Annotated in this window: 16 protein-coding genes; 4 read left to right on the top strand and 12 right to left on the bottom strand. The window is 62.2% G+C overall.

Going from position 1 to position 14,863, the window contains the following annotated elements; all coding sequences use genetic code 11:
• Positions 1–216 precede the first annotated feature (216 nt).
• The 8 genes from JAO85_RS05005 to JAO85_RS25600 all read right to left on the bottom strand — a co-directional run bounded on the left by JAO85_RS05005 (position 217) and on the right by JAO85_RS25600 (position 5,459).
• The gene (locus JAO85_RS05005) at positions 217–816 is read right to left on the bottom strand and encodes a S26 family signal peptidase (protein ID WP_004883067.1); all 600 of its coding nucleotides are present in this window, start codon (positions 814–816) and stop codon (positions 217–219) included.
• Entirely contained in the window at positions 813–1,358 is a 546-nt protein-coding gene (locus JAO85_RS05000; RefSeq protein ID WP_004883064.1) for a DUF2840 domain-containing protein, read from the bottom strand. Before JAO85_RS05000 ends, JAO85_RS05005 begins: the two co-directional genes overlap by 4 nt.
• Positions 1,355–1,630: a hypothetical protein gene (locus tag JAO85_RS04995; RefSeq protein ID WP_004883063.1), complete on the bottom strand. Its 276-nt coding sequence runs from the start codon at positions 1,628–1,630 to the stop codon at positions 1,355–1,357. The genes JAO85_RS05000 and JAO85_RS04995 overlap by 4 nt, the downstream gene beginning before the upstream one ends.
• Positions 1,627–2,265 carry a ParA family partition ATPase gene (gene parA, locus JAO85_RS04990; RefSeq protein WP_004883061.1) on the bottom strand — a complete coding sequence of 213 codons (639 nt, stop codon included), beginning with the start codon at positions 2,263–2,265 and terminating at the stop codon, positions 1,627–1,629. Before parA ends, JAO85_RS04995 begins: the two co-directional genes overlap by 4 nt.
• A gap of 265 nt (positions 2,266–2,530) precedes the next feature.
• Positions 2,531–3,385, bottom strand: coding sequence for a replication initiator protein A (locus JAO85_RS04985; RefSeq protein ID WP_028699137.1), 855 nt, complete (start codon positions 3,383–3,385; stop codon positions 2,531–2,533).
• Positions 3,386–3,399: 14 nt separating this feature from the next.
• Positions 3,400–3,684, bottom strand: coding sequence for an AlpA family transcriptional regulator (locus JAO85_RS04980; protein WP_004883058.1), 285 nt, complete (start codon positions 3,682–3,684; stop codon positions 3,400–3,402).
• 112 nt (positions 3,685–3,796) lie between these two features.
• Positions 3,797–4,564, bottom strand: a complete 768-nt coding sequence (locus JAO85_RS04975; protein WP_004883055.1) for a DUF2285 domain-containing protein — start codon at positions 4,562–4,564, stop codon at positions 3,797–3,799.
• A gap of 343 nt (positions 4,565–4,907) precedes the next feature.
• Positions 4,908–5,459: a DUF2958 domain-containing protein gene (locus JAO85_RS25600; RefSeq protein WP_004883053.1), complete on the bottom strand. Its 552-nt coding sequence runs from the start codon at positions 5,457–5,459 to the stop codon at positions 4,908–4,910.
• A 118-nt stretch (positions 5,460–5,577) separates the two neighbouring features.
• On the opposite strand from JAO85_RS25600, the gene JAO85_RS04965 reads away from it, so the two are divergent.
• Complete coding sequence (locus JAO85_RS04965; protein ID WP_064717570.1) at positions 5,578–5,871, top strand: helix-turn-helix domain-containing protein; 294 nt, start codon at positions 5,578–5,580, stop codon at positions 5,869–5,871.
• Here JAO85_RS04965 and JAO85_RS04960 read toward each other — a convergent pair.
• The 4 genes from JAO85_RS04960 to JAO85_RS04945 all read right to left on the bottom strand — a co-directional run bounded on the left by JAO85_RS04960 (position 5,868) and on the right by JAO85_RS04945 (position 10,276).
• On the bottom strand, positions 5,868–6,086 hold the full coding sequence (locus JAO85_RS04960; RefSeq protein ID WP_103790875.1) for a hypothetical protein: 219 nt from the start codon (positions 6,084–6,086) through the stop codon (positions 5,868–5,870). The two genes, JAO85_RS04965 and JAO85_RS04960, sit on opposite strands and share 4 nt — an antisense overlap.
• An 87-nt stretch (positions 6,087–6,173) precedes the next feature.
• A complete protein-coding gene (locus JAO85_RS04955; RefSeq protein WP_004883051.1) occupies positions 6,174–6,488 on the bottom strand; it encodes a DUF736 domain-containing protein in 315 nt (104 codons plus the stop codon).
• Positions 6,489–7,298: 810 nt separating this feature from the next.
• Entirely contained in the window at positions 7,299–9,365 is a 2,067-nt protein-coding gene (locus JAO85_RS04950; RefSeq protein WP_004883050.1) for a ParB/RepB/Spo0J family partition protein, read from the bottom strand.
• An 80-nt stretch (positions 9,366–9,445) separates the two neighbouring features.
• Positions 9,446–10,276, bottom strand: coding sequence for a DUF932 domain-containing protein (locus JAO85_RS04945; protein WP_004883049.1), 831 nt, complete (start codon positions 10,274–10,276; stop codon positions 9,446–9,448).
• A gap of 679 nt (positions 10,277–10,955) precedes the next feature.
• Here JAO85_RS04945 and JAO85_RS04940 point away from each other — a divergent pair.
• The 3 genes from JAO85_RS04940 to JAO85_RS04930 all read left to right on the top strand — a co-directional run bounded on the left by JAO85_RS04940 (position 10,956) and on the right by JAO85_RS04930 (position 14,862).
• Positions 10,956–11,147, top strand: coding sequence for a type II toxin-antitoxin system RelB/DinJ family antitoxin (locus tag JAO85_RS04940; RefSeq protein WP_004883046.1), 192 nt, complete (start codon positions 10,956–10,958; stop codon positions 11,145–11,147).
• Positions 11,148–11,208: 61 nt separating this feature from the next.
• Complete coding sequence (locus JAO85_RS04935; protein WP_004883043.1) at positions 11,209–12,618, top strand: Shedu immune nuclease family protein; 1,410 nt, start codon at positions 11,209–11,211, stop codon at positions 12,616–12,618.
• Between the two features lie 105 nt (positions 12,619–12,723).
• Entirely contained in the window at positions 12,724–14,862 is a 2,139-nt protein-coding gene (locus JAO85_RS04930; protein WP_004883041.1) for an AAA family ATPase, read from the top strand.
• Position 14,863: the final 1 nt, after the last annotated feature.

The following is a 14,863-nucleotide window of genomic DNA, read 5'->3' as shown; positions in this document are numbered from 1 at the left end:
GCGGCGCTGCTGCGTGAACAGACAGCGCGCCGGCGAAAGCGCCAATGGCCGCAGGCCGGGCGCGTTCGAGGCAAGACGCCTGAACGTTGGACGGCTGCGCCGGATGCTGCGCGACGTGCGGTGCGAATGCACCGGCACGACAGGCGCAGCGACACTGAAGCAGCCAGCAGAACGACATGCCCGATGGCACGTCAGAGCGCAGCGAATCGGCGGCCATCATGGGCGTATCTCCGGCCACACCGGATGCGCAACGCCGATCACGGCGGATGCGCTGACCGGGCCGAAATAGCGGCTGTCGAACGATGCTGGATTCGTCACGCTCAACAGGAGCAGTTCGCCCGGTTCAAGGCGGCGGCAAAGCTGCAAGGACGGCAGCGCCCGGCCCAGCCGGTCGGCGGGCAGTACGGCGGCCGAAGGCACGCCGTCGATGCGTACCTGACCGGCGACGATGCAGACGTGTTGCGGCGCGACCGCGCCCACACGTTTGAGCAGCGGAACGCGCGTCGGCAGGTAGCCGCGCTGCGCAGCGAGCGCGGCAGCCGTGGCCGGAAGCGGCACCAGCACGATGCTGTCCACGGACAACGGACGTGGCAGCGAGGCGGTGCGCGGGTCGAACGGGTCAATGCGATACCAGCCGACCGCCACGCTGTCGGACGGGTTGTAGGTCAGACGCGGCAGCGGCGACACGAAAGCCGCCCAGGCCAGCGCAGCGAAGCCGATGGCGGCCAGTGTCGCCAGCACGATGCGAGCGCGCAGGCGTGAGCGAGGACGCGGCGCCACGTCGGGCGCGTTGGGTGTGGTGGTCGGGGCGGTCATGGCAGCACCTTCCCGGCCAGCCAGGCGGTATGCCGCTCGGTGGTGTATTCGGGCAGCGCAAGGCGAGCCGCAAGACGGTTGCCCAGCGTGCGCCAGTACGCCGGCGACACGTCGATGGCAGCGATGCCCAGCGCCTCGATGCCGTCGATGCGCTCCAGCACGGCGCGCACGTTGGCATCGCCTTCGGTGTGTAGGAGCAAGCGCGCGCCCGGCTGAACACCGGGGATGCGCTGCGCCGCGTCCAGCGGTGTGCAAGCCTGCATCACCATGAGTTGCCAGCGGATCGTGCCGTAGTCGTTGGCCTGCCAGCGGATGCGGCAGAGCATCGCGCCCGGCAGGAACACCGCGCAGCGCCGCCAGCGGTCGAGCTGAAGCGTGCGCGCCGGTTCGCCGAAGCGCAGGTAGAGCTTGAAGCGATGTTCGAGGTAGGCCAGCGAAACGCGCGTCAGCGGCACATTGCCGGCCTGTCCGGCGAGTGCCGAAAGCGCAGGCAGCGGCGCAGCCGGTGCCGCGTTCGCGGCAGGCCAAGCGAATGCGTTCATGGTGTGTTCTCCGGCGGAAACTCCCGCTCCAGCAGGCCGCGCAGCAGGTCGGCCACGGTCACGCCTTGCGTGAAGGCCGACACCTTGATGCGCGCCCGCATGGCGGGCGTGATGTCGAGCGTGAGGCGGGCCGTGTAGAGGTCGCCTTTGCCCAGCGCGTCGGCATCGCCCTGACGAATCCACGCCTCGGCGTGCGGATTCGCGGGCGGACGTGCGCCGATGCCGACGCGCTTGCCCGTGCGTTTGCTGTTGGGTGGCTGCTGCGCTGTCATGTCGGCCACCGCAGCAGTTCGTCCACCAGGGCGGTGATTTCGCGGGCGGCGGCACTGTCGGGCGCTGTCTCGCGTGCGAGCCGGCCAGCGGCCACGCTGTCGGCGAAGACGATGCGCTGATGCACCTCCGAGCGCAGCGCGGGCAGCGGCTGTTCGGCGAGCGATTGCCGCGCCTCGCGCCCGATGATGGTGGTGCTGACGCGCCGGTTGATGACGAAGGCCGCGCGGAGCAGCGGCCGGAACACCTGCGCCTCGCGGATCAGCGAAACCATTTCCGAGCTGGCCCAGAGGTCGTAGGGGCTGGGCTGCACCGGGATCAGCACGCGCTCGGCCGCCAGCAGCGCGGAGCGCGCCAAGGCGGCGATGCGCGGCGGCCCGTCGATGATGACGTGATCGGCCCGCCTGGCGAGTTCTGGCGCTTCCTGATGCAGCGTTTCGCGTGCGAGGCCCACGGCGCTGAACAGCCGTGGCAAGCCTTGCTGGCTTCTGCGCTGCGTCCAGTCCAGGGATGAACCCTGCGGGTCGGCATCGAGCAGGACGACATGCTGGCCGCGCATCGCCAGTTCGCCCGCGATGTGCGTGGCGAGCGTGGTCTTGCCGACACCGCCTTTCTGGTTGAGCAGAGCGAGGATCATGGCGCGGCCCTCCCTGCTGGAAAGCCGGGCTTTACCTGCCGTGCAAAACGCTGTTCGCCGTGCCGTTTCTCGGTTGTCCACCGAAACGGCGCGCTTCTACTAAAAGTTATGTATTTCTTGTTAGGGAAGTTAGAGGGGCCGCAAACCCGCGCCGTTATTGGCTTTCCGGCGTTTTCGTACTCCTGATAGCACGATAGGCGTACTCCCGATAGCACGATACCCGGTACTCCTGATAGCACGAGGCCGTCCACACCTTTTCCACGAGTTATCCCCGTGCCGTGTGCAGCACGGGCCGGAAGGTCAGCAGTTCTTGTCCGTCGTCCGGCATTCGCTCGATGCCCAGGACGTAGCCGGGCAGCGACTGCCGCGCCACCAGGACGCGCAGGTCGTAAGCGAAGTCGGAGAAGCGCGCAGCGCTGCCCGACTTGCGGTGCAGGTGCCGGAAGTCGAATTGCCAGCCGCCCGGCTGCTTGCCGCCGTGCTTGCGCACCAGGCGGTACAGCCAGCGCTCGATCCCGCCCTTCAAGCGGAAATAGGCTGGGTCGATGGTCAGCACCAAGGCGGCATCGAGCACGCCCGCATAGAACCAGTCCGGCAGGATCAGTTCGATGCCCAGCGGCACGCCGCTGGCATCGGCCAGTTCCTTCCACTCGTTGATCCACGAGAAGCGATGCAATCGCCTTCCCGTGGTTTCGCGGATGGACGTGGCCACCGTGGTCGATTGCAGCCGGTCGAGCGCGGCTTTCAGGCGCAGGTAGTCGTTGAGAGACGTGCCGCGCCCGATGAAGCGCAGGATCTCGTAGGGAGTGGCGCGTATCCAGCGCGACGGGCGCAAGCCCGCGTCGCGCGCCTCCACGATCTGCGAGGCGGCCCAAATCAGCAGGTCGGCATCCCATATCGTTGCGATGCCGTGCTCCTGCGTACCCTCCACGCGGATGGTGATGCCGCCGGCGCGGAAGTCGATCGGCGCGGTACGCCGCGACTTCGCCAGCGAGAAGAACGGAAAGGCCATCAAGTCCTGGCTGTCGCGGGGTGCCATGTCGCCCGGCAGCGCGCGGAACAGGTCGAGCTGTTCGCGCTGCAAGGCTTGCCCTGGCGGGCTGGACATGGCGACGGCCACCCACGCGCCAGCGATCAGCGGCCATCACGGTAATCGCCCGCGTGGCGTTCGGCATATTCCGGGTCGGAAGTCGCCTCGTAGCTGCGCTGGTCGGCCCAGGCATCGAGGTCGGACACCGCGTACATGACGCGGCGGCCGAACTTGCGGAACTTCGGGCCGCCGCCGATCACGCGCTGTTTCTCCAGCGTGCGTGGCGACAGGCGCAGGTACTCGGCGGCTTCGTCGTTGGTCAGGTAGCGTTGGGGCTGCGCAGGCGCAGCGACAGCAGCGGCGGCAGGCCGCAAGGGAGCGGGTCGCATGGGATGTACCTCCATCAAGCCCGGCCACACCACGCGGCCGGTTAGAGGCACTTTCAAGAAAGCGAGGCTGCTTGCTAAGGGACGATCTACGGGGGACGCGAAACGTCCCCCCCTACTGCAACGGCGGCGGAAGCTGTGCCAGGCGGCGATAGCCGCCACGCATCAGCGCATCGCCACGACGTACCAGCCGCCGCACGCGGGCACGTAAGGCGCTGTCCTTGTGCCAGTCGGCGGCGACGGCATCGGCGCCGAACAGCCCTTCGGCCACTTCGCGCAATGACGCGCCCGCCAGGGTCGCGTCGAGCGTCTGCAAGGTGTGCAGTTCCAGCACCGCGGCCGTCGTGGGCCTGGAACGGGCCGCCGCCGCAGGCGTGGCAACCGTGGCCACGGCCAATGCGTCCAGCTCGGACGCGAGCGTGCGATAGCGCGCGCAGGGCGTGGCGCAGGCGCGGGTGGCGTAGAGGTAGGCCATGCCGTCTTCCAGGCCCGGCGCGAGCGCGAGCCGCAGGCAGCAGCCGGGCCAATGCGACACCAGCACCAGGCGCTTGCCGTCGTGGATCAGTTGCTTGCGGCCAGGGACGCGCCAGAACTCGAAGGCATGGGCTTCGGGTGGCGGGTCATCGTCCGGGTAAACCTGCACGACGGCATCGTGATCGGGAAACCAGGCCGGATGCGCGTCGCGCGCATCCAGGGCTGGGTCTTCCAGCAGGCGCAGGCCCCACGCCTGCGCCGTGTCCGGCCGGCGGCGGCGGCGCAGCCAGTCGCGGCGGTAGTCGGGATTTCGGCGCAGGTATTCCCACGCCAGCGCAGGGCCGTCAAGGTGCAGAACGTAGAGATAGGCCGCTGTCGGATACCAGTGTTCGGCGCTGCGATCAGTCATGGCGAAACCTCCCTCTGTTTGGGATGCGTCGCCACGATTTCCGCGATGCGGGAACTATCGAAATGCCATCAGGTCGTCATCAAAATTGGTTAGGCTGTAACTGTCGGTGTCAAGACCATTTGGCTCTGCGTGTTGCGGAAATCGTCTGAATGCGACGGCTACGCCTTCAGGAAAATGACGCGCAGCACCGAACACCGTGCCGCAGCCCGCGCCCAAGATCAGGACTGTTTTCAACAGGATCGCACCACTTCGGTGCAAGAATGCGGATTCAGACCTGCACGGTCTTGATCAAGATTGAAATAGTCACGATGCGCCCCGGCTGGCTAGGCCGCGCTGGTTTTCATCAGTCCGTGATCGCGCCGTTCTCCTGCGCCAGCCGGACGTACTCCGATAACGGGCGCACCGCCTGGAAATACCGATCCCGCCGCACCGGCAGCTTGCGCGGCCCGACGATGCCCGCCAGGTCGGACAGCTTGACCATCCCGAGCTCAGGCATACCGATACCGAGGTCGATCAGGCCGTAGGCCGTGTCGCCATCCGCCGGGTCGAGCGACACCAGCAGCCAGGTCACATGCGCGTCCGGGGTGAACAAGCGCACCACGGGCAGCGGGTCGAGCCGCTGACCAGCGGCGAGCGCCGCGCCGTGGGCCAGCAGCCGGGCGCGTTCATCAGCGGTGACAAGCGGCAGGGTCATGGGCAGCTTCTCCACGAAACCGACGATGCGCGAATGCGCTTTGGTGCCGAAGCGCAGAACTGCCGAAACGCATCCGTGCATTCGTGTGGAAGCACCGATGTGCAAGCCATCGCATCCGTAGAAGAACAGAAGCGCCGAAGCGGAATTGTCGGAAGCCGGAAAGACACGGATGCGATTCCCCGGTTCTGTCGGAATCCGCATCTGCGGATTTCCGTAAAAGCACGAAAGCGGGCCTTTCAGCCATGAATGAACACTATAGATTGTAGCCCTATAGGGCGCAATGGGCTGTCATCTTGGTTTTTATGGGGAAACCAAGTTAGTGACAGCGAAACACTCATTGGCAACGGCAATACGGACAGTCAGGAAGGCGCGAGGCTTGAGCCAGGAAGCGTTCTCCGACGTGTCCAGCCGCACCTATATGAGTACGCTGGAGCGCGACTTGAAAAGTCCGACCCTGCACAAGCTGACCGAGCTGTGCGAGGTCATGGAAGTGCATCCGCTGACGCTGTTGACGCTGGCCTACGCCGGCGACGACACGCACAAGGCCGACGAACTGCTGGCGCGGGTGCGCCAGGAGTTCGAGGCCGTGCTGAAAGAGCGCGACGCGCCCTAGCGCGTCTGAATGCCCGCAAGCGGAGCGCGCAGCGCCGCCAGGCGCGAAGGCGTGAGGGATTGAAGCCGAATGGACATGACGCCATTGGCGGCATGGGGCGCAGCCCGAAAGCCCGGCGGCGCAATGCGCCGACACGCCATGCTGTTCCTACTGCCACGGGCTTCGAGCCATTCGACCATCACCAATGCAATGCTGGCCTTGGACATGCGGGACATGGGGCAACTGCCGAAACCCTGTGCGTGCGATGCTGCGATCAGCAGCACCGCGCCCCGCCGCAATGGGCGGGGCGCGGTGGGCGGCCGTCAGGCCGCCTTGGGCTTGCTGCGCGACCAGATGAGGTCGTGCGTGTCATTCTCGCCTTCGATCAGGCGGGCATAGACCGTCGCCGGGAATGAAGGATCGTCGATGGCCACCGACAGGTAATCCCGCCCGGCCTCGCTGGTTTTCTTCCACGCCGCGCCGAAGTCGTGGCCGGCCGCTTGCAGGCGGAAGTCCGGGGCGCTTTCGTTCTCGCCCTTGTCGTTGGGAACCAGCTTGACCTTGAAGTTGAGGGTCAGGGTGCGGAGCTGGCCGGTGAAGCCGTCTTTCTCTGCGGTGAAGGTGCCGATGTTAGCCATGATGATTTCTCCTTTCGGGTTGAACAAGGTCGCGCCAGTGCGTCCTTGTTGTGATCCGTCCGGCGGGGGATGGGCTGGCCGCACCGCGCAGCGGTCGCAACACCGTGGAGAACCTGGAAGCGAAAAGAATTTGTCCCGCGAGGAATGCGCGCAGCGCAGGGGGAATTGTTTTCGCTGGAAGGTTGCGGCCATGAAGCCCAGCCACCGCCAGGATTCACAACAACACAAGGACGTACTGGCCGCCCGCTCCCGAATGGAGGCATGGCCGACTCGGCATCCCCGCGCGACGGCTTCACCGGCCTGCGCCCTGACACGGGCAAGGACAATGCCCAGCGACAAGGTGAAAGCGTTCCTACCGCTGCTTGCGGCCCTTTGCGTGAGGCGTGGCGTGGAAGCTCCATTGCAAGGCCGGGCGGCGTGTCGGTGAACCGTCCTTCGTGACGTACAGGCGACGAACCGCCAGCGTCGAGGACGGCACGCTTTCGTGCAACCTGCGGCAGCAAGCCGGGGCGTAGCCCCACACGCCCGTCCATTGCGGTGGGGCGCGTTCGGAATGTCGTCGGCGCTGTGCGCCGACGCACTTATGGGCTTCGAGGGTTTCCCGCGCACAAGGTCACTTGTGCGCCGCCCCTTCGCCGTCCGCCCGAAGGCGGCGAAGGGGCGTTCTGGCTTTGGGCTTGGAAACCGGGCGCGGCCACCGCCGCGCCCGGATTTTTGACCATCGGCACCAGGGCGGAACGGCCTGGGGCCGATGCTGATGGAACAGCGAAGCGCCCCGGCCGAAACCGGGGCGCTCGGTGGTGGTGAAGGTCAGGCGGCGAGTGCGTGGGCCTGCTGCTCGTCGTCGTTGTCGATGGCTTCCGGCTCGTCGTTCGTCACCGCCTGCGGCGCATCCTGCGCCGTGGTGTCGTCGGTGCCTTCGGCCTTGAAGATGGCAGGCATCCAGCCGGTGCCATCGGCCAGCCGCTCGGCTTCGCTGGCAATGTCGGCCTTCTTCAACTTCGCCAGCCGGGTGACGTGCGCCGGGGCGTACTGCTCCACGGCTTCCAGAATCGCGGCCTTCGGCACATGCCGGAAATAACCCTCATTGGTGGGCTTCCACCATGCGGCCATGTCCAAGCCGACAGCCTGCGCCAGTTCCGCGCCCGGTTGCTGCGGCGTGGCGCGGGGTGTCACCACGTCCACCGTGACGGCCACGGATATCGCCAGCAGCCGCACCAGTTCATCTTGCGACTTCGCTAGCAGCACGGCGAACAGTTCGGCGCTGTCCTCCGGCAAGCCTTCGCCTGCTACCTGCTGCAACTCGCGCAGCGCCACGGCGGCGGGCGAATCCGGTATATCCGGGGCGATGCCTTCCAGCCGGTCTTGCGCTTTCAGGCTCACGCCCAGCGGCAAGTCGTGGCCGTAGTGGCTGCCCTGCAAGACGGTCTGCACCATGCCATGCACCAGCGCGGCCAGCGCCACTTGCGGATGCCGGGCGACTTCGATTTGCAGCGCGGCGGTGCGGTGGGCGCTCAACCGCTGCGCCAGCTTGTCGGACATGGCGGCGGTCTTGGGCTGCTCGTCGTCCTCGCCTTCGTCGTCGTTCCCGGCTTCGCTTTCGCTGCCGAAACCTTGGCGCAGGCGTTCCAGTGTGCGCAGCGCCTTGGCCTCGGCCTCGCGCATCAACCCGCGATGAATCACTGCCTGCCCGTTGCGGTCGATGGTGACGATGGCACCGGCTGCGGCCTTCACGGTCGTGCCGTAGTCCTGCAAGCCATCTTCCAGCGCCTGCAACTGCTCGCCCACGGCTTCGCCTTCTTCCTGCAAGGCATCGGCCTTTTCCTCGTCCTCGGTATCAAGCGCGTCATCCACGGCGGCGGCCAGTTCGTGCATCTTGGTTTGCAGCTTCTCGATGCGCTGCGCTTCGCGCTTGTTCGGTTCGCGGCGCTCCCTCGGCGCACGCTGGAAGGCGTGCAGGTCGGCATGGGTCACGGCGGGGGTGGCATCCACCCACGCCCAGCCTTCGTCCTTCACCTCGGCGGCGATACCTGCCAGCTTGTCTTGCGCCAGCCGTTCCAGCAGCGCGGCATCGGTCAGATACACGCCCGCGTCACCTTCCGCGAACAGGTCACGGCGCACACCACCGCCTGCGGCTCCGTAGGTATCCAGCCCCACGAAACGCACCAGCGGATGCCGGTATGCGTCAATCTCGCGCTCGGTGAGGCGGTCGCGCAATTGGGAAGGGTTGCGCTGCCACGTCGGCGCGTCGTAGAACGCGGTTTCCTGCGCGGCGTGGTCGTCGGTGATGGCAAGGGCCATCAACTGATCGAGCGTCACGGCTTCGGCGCGGTAGTCGGCCAGCAGCCGGGGCGAGACGTTCGCCAGCTTCAAGCGGCGCTGCACCACCAGCGGCGTGACGCTGAAATCGGCGGCTATGTCCTCGATGGGTCGGCCTTCGGCCACCAGCGCGGCGAATGCCTCGAACTGGTCGGCGGGGTGCATGGCTTCGCGCTGCACGTTCTCGGTGAGGCTGGCCGTGCGGGCGGTGCCATCGGCCACCAACAGGCAAGGCACTTCCCATTCCTTGCTGATGCGGCGCTTCTTCGCCAGCAGCTTCAACGCGGCCAGCCTGCGGCCACCGGCCACGACTTCGTAATGCTCGCCATCGGCGGCGGCAATGACGATGAGGTTTTGCAGCAGGCCGACACGCTGAATGCTCGCGGCGAGTTCGGGAATGGACATGCGCGGGGTCTTGCGCACGTTGCGGCCAGCAGGACGCGACACCAGCCGCGACAGCGGAACCAAAATCAGGTTCTTGGTCGGGTCGGCGGCTTCCAGCGGGATAGCGGCGGCGGTGTTGAGGGCGCGGGCTTCGGTTTGGGTAATGGCGTTCATGGTGATAACTCCTATCGGTTCAGGGATGCAGCAGCGAAGAAAGCGGCAAGGGCTGCTGCCTGCCCCTGCCGCGTGGGGAATCAGGCCTTCAACTGGCGCAGGCCATCGGCCAACATCCAGAGGGCGCGATTGAGGCGCACATCGGAATCAATGCCCTGCACGGGGCGGGTCTGCTGGCGGCGTCCGTTGGCGCTGCGGCCATGCAATCCGCCTTTGGTCAGGTTTTCTTGGGTGCGGTTGAACACGCTCCACAAGTCCGGGCGGCGGTCGTCGAACCGGCGCGGCATCAGGATTTGGCTTTCCGTGATGGGCGCGGGCTTGTTATCGGTGGGGTCGTACTTGAGGGCCAGCGCGGAACGGGCGAACACTTCGGCTTCGCCTTCGTCCAGCGTGATAGCGCGCATCAGGTCGCGGGATTCCTTCACGCGTTCGAAGCCGCTCAACACCTCGAAAGCGCCTTCGATGACAGAACCGGCCACGTCGCCCTTGTGCGGCACGCGCACATCGGCCACGGTATCGCCGCACACAAGGCCATTGCTGCAAACGAACCGGAACATTCCGGCCAGCATCTGATAGCTGCTGGTGCCGTCGTGCGAGTTCAGCAGCACGATTTCATTGGCTTCCGCGCCGTTGATCTGACTGGCATGGCGCAGGCGAATCATGTGTTTGGTGTAGTCGCGGCGGTCGTCGTGCCGCACGCGGGTTTGCGCTGCCATGAAGGGTTCAAACCCTTCCTTGCGCAGTTCCGCCAGCACGGCGGCGGTGGGAATGTAGGCGTACCGTTCGGAGCGGCTATCGTGCGGGGCCTCCGCGAAGATGGACGGGGCTACGCGGCGGATTTGGTCGTCGGACAGCGGGTAGTCACTGCGCAGCGTCGGGGAATGGGAAGCGAATCGAGATGCGAGTTGCATGGTTTTCTCCAATGAGTTGCTGTGGTTTCAAAGCTGACCGGATTCCAAGATTCGGAGCCCGTTGTGGCTTCGGTTGGTTCGGCGCAGAGACCTGGGCCGGTCCTGTTTGCCGCCGTCTTTCCTGAGTTCATCGCCCGCGAAAAACCGGGCCAGCGAGGGACTGGCCGTCAAGGGAGAAGCGCAGGGTTGGTGCGGCCCGCAGCGCAGCGAGGACTCGGCCCTGCGCGCCTTGACGGCCAGGCACCGCGGGCTACGGTCGCGGGAAAAAGCGATGAACTTGGGGAAAGACGAACAGCGGCCAATGGGCCAGGGGGTGCGCTGAAACCAACGCCGCGCGGCGAGCGCCCCTGCGTGCCAGCGGCACGCCTAGCTGGATGGCTGTTGGTCGATCAGGTGCAACCTGTTCGGTGCATGCGAGGGGCGCCAAGCAAGGCGCGGCGGGGATGGGCTGTCCAGCCGATCCCCTGGAGGGCAAGCGCCGCGCGCAGGCCAGGAGCGAAGAGACGGCCGGAGGCATCAGGGATCAAAGCCGCATGGCCGCGACTCGGCACGAGGCGCGGGGCAACGCCCGCGAGCCCGACGGCGGCACGCCGGGATGCTCTACTGTTCACAACAAAATGTAAGTGACGCAATAGTACTTATGAGCCACAATGTAGCTACATCTATTGTGAGCGCAACAATGGCAAGTAACGACGTCGTTCGTGCCCGGATTGACGGGCAGATTAAAGAAGCCGCAACTGTTGTTCTGGCTGAAATGGGGTTATCAATTTCGGATGCGATTCGGATGCTGCTGACCCGAATCGCGGCAGATAAGGCACTCCCCTTTGACATCAATCGTGTGTCGTCCGATTCTGATCGGAAGGCACCATAAGGTTGCGCTGAGGCAAGGCCCGCAAATCGTTTCTCTGAACAGTAGGGATCAAGAATAGTTCATGGCATCTATCAGACCTTCAGCATTCAATCAACGTGAGCGTTTGGACGGCGGCCCCTTCCTTGTCATTGAAGCAGCCGAACCGGAAGAGGAAGGCATTAACGTTTTCTTCACTGATATTCCCGCAGCGGAGCGCAAGCCGGATTCGCCAATAGCGAGACTGCTCAATGTGTGTCCAGACAGATTGACCATTTGGCCTCTTAATATTCGAGAAGATCGCGACGATTACCTGCAACCTAAATACGGCACCCTTGAACGCATCGTCGTCGCTCGGCCTGTTATCGAGCCCTACATACTGCCAGAGACTACTGACGATGTCGTTGGGCTTCTTGAGCAGTTGCCGGATGGGTTTGCCAAAGATTTTCGATTCGGTTTGGGGCTTCTGTGGGAATATCGGCAAATTTGCGAAACAGCCGCCAGCTTAGAAAACGTAAGCATACTCATTGTCCACAAAGGAAATGACGCGAAAATTGATTCGCCATTCTTTATTCTCGGAATAAGAAGATTTCATGAATTAAGAAAAGAATTAAATCGCATAGCCTCTCGCCACCAGAGAGACGCGCGCAAGGACAAGCAATTTCATGTCTACCAGACCTTATTACATGCTGCCGATTCAGCACAATTTCCCGCTCTAAAGAAGAGCGTAAGACCTGATGCACTAACGGAAATGACCGATGGTGGGCGGCAGCATGTGACGCTTTCCAAGCGTGATCGGCGCGCCGCTGTTCGCATGGTTCAAGACAATATAGAAGCACTGGCGGAATCTGAGCCGCGCTCGCTGCTGGCATTAAAGAATGATATTGAGCTCATCACACTGAATCAACTGATTGAGCGATACCAGGAAATGCTTGGAAAAGGACTGACGGAAAGCAAGTGGCAAAGCTTCTTTCTGGAAAATCCTTTCATACTTAGTCTTGCATTTGCCGTTCCAGCCATGCTGGTTCAGGGGCAAGCTTATGCAGGTGGCAAGCGACTTAACGGGTCCGGCGGAAAATTTTCAGATTTTCTATACGCATCCGCTTCCACGGGCAATCTTGGCCTCATTGAGATAAAAAAGCCGCAAACCGAACTGCTAGGAAAATCTCCCTATCGTGGAGATGATGTTTTTGGCCCATCGACAGAATTGGGTGGAGCGATTGCTCAAATTCTAGATCAGCGTTTCAAATTGCAGAGTGAACTACCCGTCATAAAAAATAACATGAACCGATACGACCTCCACAGCTATGCGGTTCGCTGCATAGTTGTCGCTGGCATGACGCCACAAGAGCATCAGCAAAGAAAGTCATTCGAGCTCGTTCGAAATGCGTTCGCAGAGATCGTGATCGTGACTTTCGATGAACTACTTGCAAGGCTAACCGAGATTAAAAATGCGCTCCAACCGATTCCTACCTTAGACACGGTGCCGTTCTAAAACCAACTGACAGTTGGCCATTCCGTAGTTGGGATCAATGGCTGCAGTGTTCAACCAATCCATCGGCCGATCGGCATGTGGATTTCAACAACAAGATTGAATCAAATGCATATATCCAAGCTCAGCCTGGTCAACTACCGGAACTTTCCCAACACGAAGCTGCTGTTCCAGAAGGGTATCAACACTGTCATCGGCGAAAATGGATCTGGCAAAACCAATCTCTTTCGCGCAATCAGATTGCTGCTTGATGACAACATGATTCGCTCTGCCTACCGGCTGGAGCATACCGACTTTCATCGCGGCCTAGGGCGCTGGCAGGGACATTGGATCATCATCAGTCTTGAGTTTGAGGAAATCTCTGCGGATGAATCAGTGCAGGCGCTCTTCCGACATGGGACGGGCGTAATTGAGGAAGAGGCGAACGGCAAGGCCACTTACAACCTGATCTTTCGTCCGAAGAAGGAAATCAGGCTGCGACTTTCTCAATTGAACGATGGTGATCAGGCAGGCCTCGACGCTATCCTGAACCCGGTCACCATCGACGACTATGAAACGATTTTCACAGGTCGGAGTGAAGCCGACTTCAACGACGAGGCCTTCTATAAGGATGTGGTCGGCGACTTCGCGAATGTTCGATTCAATGAAGAGGTTGAATTTCGTGTTATCGGCGCGAAGATTCCGAACGTGCTGTCCGTCTCCAAAGAAATTTCGTTCACTTTCGTCCAGGCGCTACGGGACGTCGTCTCCGAATTTCACAACAACCGGACAAATCCGCTCTTTTCGCTTCTGAAGGGCAAGAGCGGCGATATCGACCCCGTGGCGTTCCAGGCTATCACCGACGGGGTAAAGGCATTGAATGACTCCATCGAAGCGTTGCCAGACGTGCAGGTCGTCCGGACGGATATCAGAGACACCATCAAGGATGCGGCGGGTGAGGCGTATTCGCCGTCTTCTCTTTCTATCAAGTCGGATCTGCCAGACGAAGCTGACAAGTTGTTCCAGTCGCTCAAGCTGTTCGTTGGCGAATCGGGGGAGAGCCACGAAGGACCGATCCACGAGCTGAGCCTTGGTGGAGCAAACCTGATATTCCTCACGTTGAAACTGCTTGAATTCAAGTATCAAAAGGCTAAACAGTCGATCGCCAACTTTCTGCTTATCGAAGAGCCGGAAGCTCACATTCACACACATATCCAGAAAACACTGTTCGACAAGCTCAAATACGACGACACACAGATCATTTATTCGACCCATTCGACGCACATCTCTGAGGTCAGCAATGTTCAGAACGTGAACATCCTCGGCAGAGAAGGTGATCGTTGCGAGGCATACCAGCCTGCAATTGGCCTAAACCCAGAAGAGATCGGCAACATTCAACGCTACCTGGATGCTGTCCGTAGCAACTTGTTGTTTGCCAAGAGCGTCCTCTTAGTGGAGGGCGATGCAGAAGAAATTCTCGTTCCGATCCTGATCAAGAACGTGCTAGGCGTCAGCCTTGATGAACTCGGCATCAGTTTAATTAATATCCGCAGCACTGGATTTCAGAACGTCGCGGTTCTTTTCGATGATGCCCGAATCCGGAAGCGGTGCAGCATCGTCACCGACCTTGACAAGTCCATCATTGACACAACGCCGGCGGCGGGAGACTCCGAAGGGCTGCTCCGGCGCAAGGGCAAGTATCAGGCATCCCAGGAAAAAGGGGTCGCCAGGAAAGCGTTATTGGAAGACACCTTCAAAGATAACGGGTGGGTTTCTCCATTCTTTGCCCCCCATACCTTCGAGGTCGACTTCATTGCCGCCGGCAATGCGCGTAAGGTGGTCGGCATCCTTCCTGATGTCTACAAGGATGCACCAACCATCGCGACGGCCAAGGCGGAGCTCGAATCAGCGGACATCGCGTTGTTCGGTCAGCGCGCATTGACCATGGCGGACAACTACGGCAAGGGATGGTTTGCCATCTTGCTGGGAAAGAAGATCGATCCGCAGACCGCCATTCCGAAGTACATCTTGGACGCCATCGCTTTTGCGCATCCGGTGGTCACTAAGGAAGTCTGGTTTAACGTGCTGAGCTACCGCGTGAACTACATCGATGCAGAAGATATCTTCACTGCGTCTGCCGTATTCGACGACTTTAGGGCCAAGCTGCTGGCCTTCCGAAATGGAGACATCGACTTCGTCGGCATCCGAAACGAGATGCTTGCCACGTTCCCAGATGATCGCATCAACGATGTACTCGCGGTGTTCTGAT

Source organism: Comamonas sp. NyZ500, assembly GCF_016772095.1.
GTDB classification, from domain to species: Bacteria; Pseudomonadota; Gammaproteobacteria; order Burkholderiales; family Burkholderiaceae_C; genus Comamonas; species Comamonas thiooxydans.
Note: the sequence above shows the minus strand (reverse complement) of the source record. Positions and strands in the feature narration are given on the sequence as shown.

What these genes read in the sequence shown, in the direction of transcription:
- JAO85_RS05005 (WP_004883067.1), bottom strand. Translation starts at nt 816, where the DNA reads ATGACCGCCCCGACCACCACACCCAACGCGCCCGACGTGGCGCCGCGT.
- JAO85_RS05000 (WP_004883064.1), bottom strand. Translation starts at nt 1,358, where the DNA reads ATGAACGCATTCGCTTGGCCTGCCGCGAACGCGGCACCGGCTGCGCCG.
- JAO85_RS04995 (WP_004883063.1), bottom strand. Translation starts at nt 1,630, where the DNA reads ATGACAGCGCAGCAGCCACCCAACAGCAAACGCACGGGCAAGCGCGTC.
- parA (WP_004883061.1), bottom strand. Translation starts at nt 2,265, where the DNA reads ATGATCCTCGCTCTGCTCAACCAGAAAGGCGGTGTCGGCAAGACCACG.
- JAO85_RS04980 (WP_004883058.1), bottom strand. Translation starts at nt 3,684, where the DNA reads ATGCGACCCGCTCCCTTGCGGCCTGCCGCCGCTGCTGTCGCTGCGCCT.
- JAO85_RS04975 (WP_004883055.1), bottom strand. Translation starts at nt 4,564, where the DNA reads ATGACTGATCGCAGCGCCGAACACTGGTATCCGACAGCGGCCTATCTC.
- JAO85_RS25600 (WP_004883053.1), bottom strand. Translation starts at nt 5,459, where the DNA reads ATGCGGATTCCGACAGAACCGGGGAATCGCATCCGTGTCTTTCCGGCT.
- JAO85_RS04960 (WP_103790875.1), bottom strand. Translation starts at nt 6,086, where the DNA reads ATGTCCCGCATGTCCAAGGCCAGCATTGCATTGGTGATGGTCGAATGG.
- JAO85_RS04955 (WP_004883051.1), bottom strand. Translation starts at nt 6,488, where the DNA reads ATGGCTAACATCGGCACCTTCACCGCAGAGAAAGACGGCTTCACCGGC.
- JAO85_RS04950 (WP_004883050.1), bottom strand. Translation starts at nt 9,365, where the DNA reads ATGAACGCCATTACCCAAACCGAAGCCCGCGCCCTCAACACCGCCGCC.
- JAO85_RS04945 (WP_004883049.1), bottom strand. Translation starts at nt 10,276, where the DNA reads ATGCAACTCGCATCTCGATTCGCTTCCCATTCCCCGACGCTGCGCAGT.
- JAO85_RS04940 (WP_004883046.1), top strand. Translation starts at nt 10,956, where the DNA reads ATGGCAAGTAACGACGTCGTTCGTGCCCGGATTGACGGGCAGATTAAA.
- JAO85_RS04935 (WP_004883043.1), top strand. Translation starts at nt 11,209, where the DNA reads ATGGCATCTATCAGACCTTCAGCATTCAATCAACGTGAGCGTTTGGAC.
- JAO85_RS04930 (WP_004883041.1), top strand. Translation starts at nt 12,724, where the DNA reads ATGCATATATCCAAGCTCAGCCTGGTCAACTACCGGAACTTTCCCAAC.